Below are 2,055 nucleotides of genomic sequence, written 5' to 3'. Positions count from 1 at the left end.
ATACACGCATAACCACCAACGAGAACTAAAATGGGACGGTTATTGGTTTGCAAGGAATAAAGATACGCGCACTTAGCGTGCGCGCGGATTTGGTTATGCTATTGACACCGAGAGGCTAATGGGTGCCCCCAAAATTCAAATGACACAGAATTTAGAACACAACCGCAACAAGCTATCGTGCCTTGTTCTAGAACTTCGGGATATGCCCCGAAGGTGTAAAAAGCCAAGATTGCCGGTGGGGTATCAACAACGCTGGCTCTTTGATTCAGTTGTTAAAGAGGCCATGCTTGAACTAAAAAGCCATTAGAGGTTTTTTCCGATATAATTTTTGCAGGAATACCGCCTAATGTGCAATTACCATCCGGAAAGCTTTTATTGACAACAGCATTTGCACCAAAAGCAACATTATCTCCAATAGTAATATCACCAAACATCTTCACACCTGGACCGATGTAACAATTATTACCTATTGTTGGTGCTTTAAACTCATGTCCGGCAGCGGTACCTATGTTTACACAGACATGGATTCTGCAATTTGCACCAATACGGGCAGCGGAATTAACAATGATTGGGCCTATATGTGCAATGGCAAGACCTGGCCCAAAAACATTAGGTGGTATGCTAAACCCAAGACGAGAACCCAGTCTTTTTAATTTATATCGATAGTAAAAGCGAGCCAATTTAGGCTTTTTACAATTTATAACGTACTCTAATTTTCTCAGGTTTCGCTGATACTTCCATACATTATTAAATATTAAGTTTTTGAGGGTATTTTCTATCCCAAGTGCTTTCCGATCTGCCTCGATAAAATCTAACAGCATTTTCTTACTATCAATCTGACACATCATAAATAGTCCATCATAATCACTAAAATCAGCTAACCATATCAACGACAATAGATAACCAGCCATGACTCCACTATTTCAACATGAAATAGTCAAAGCAACAAAAAATCTTACATTTCTCACTTAGCATAAAAAATTCAATAGGTGATTAAATTGAATATTATTTCCAGCAGAGCTTTGTGATAGCGCGGGTCTATTCAGTACAAAGCAAGCAACCTCACCAACAAGTAACAATACCACTATTGATTACAGCAAGAAATTTTATCTACCCGCATGCTGCTACAGTCCTTTCCGTTGTTGCACTACTTTGTGAGCTAGCTCTCGTAATTGGCGAGCAAAATCAACATCCAGTTCTTCTGGAACAAAATCGACATGAACCACTGACTCATTAAACAGAACTTCATACCACACAGAGGCTGTAAGGTATTTACCAGCAACTCCTAAGTGTGCGCCATCATTATCATAAAGTGAGTTAGAACTGAACCTAATATATTGCATTCTCGGACCAGTATCAGTTCTTGACAGTTGCTGATATGCAAGAGACATAGCATCTGCAGAAGGAATTAATGGCAGCTCATACTTTGCAGCAAACTGTTGATATGCCTCTGACAGCTCTTGATGCATAGCCAGATGATTTGCTGGCCCCTCTCCTTGCTCCTTAAGCATTCGGTGTTCATCATGATAAGCCCAGGTTTTGTGCACCATGATACTGGCAGAAGGAGCGTTACTTTTAATTTGTTCAATCAGCTTGCCGCCATATGGCTCAAAAGAGTCGATATTAATACTCTGCCTGCTGGCCTGCTGTATCGTAATGAAATCCCATTGTTCGGCTTTTAGAGCATCAATCAAGCTAATTGACCGCATAGCACCATAGTGATTCTTTAGTGCAGGCGTCACATTGTAGGTAATCCCCTCTGGCTTGTTTTGCTGAGCTAACTGCAAAAAGTCTGCATGGCATTGCAAAGAGCATCCCCCTTTAGTTGCTGCATAGATTGTGATTTTCTTGCCTCCTGCTTCAGCCAACTGCGACAAATACTCAGTGCTGTTGTTGGAAAAGCTATTACCAATATGCATCAGCTTAAATTCTTCAGAGTTATCCGTAGCATTGCCGAAACAAATAAAACTACTGCAAACTATAAATAGTAAATACCTAATGTAAAACATCTTAACTCCATAGCCCCAAGGAAGATACAATGGCGCGACCAAACCC

At 40.6% G+C, this 2,055-nt stretch carries 2 protein-coding genes; both read right to left on the bottom strand.

Translation table 11 applies throughout. The features are described 5' to 3' along the window. Nucleotides 1-272: 272 nt before the first annotated feature. On the bottom strand, nucleotides 273-911 hold the full coding sequence (locus QWF21_RS17940; protein ID WP_330089413.1) for a serine O-acetyltransferase: 639 nt from the start codon (nucleotides 909-911) through the stop codon (nucleotides 273-275). Nucleotides 912-1,124: 213 nt separating this feature from the next. Then, on the bottom strand, nucleotides 1,125-2,055 hold a 931-nt coding region (locus QWF21_RS17935; protein ID WP_330089412.1), incomplete at its 5' end, for a DUF4886 domain-containing protein.

Source organism: Alkalimonas mucilaginosa, assembly GCF_036327005.1.
Taxonomy (GTDB): domain Bacteria; phylum Pseudomonadota; class Gammaproteobacteria; order Enterobacterales; family Alteromonadaceae; genus Alkalimonas; species Alkalimonas mucilaginosa.
This window is presented reverse-complemented; position numbering and strand designations above follow the sequence as displayed.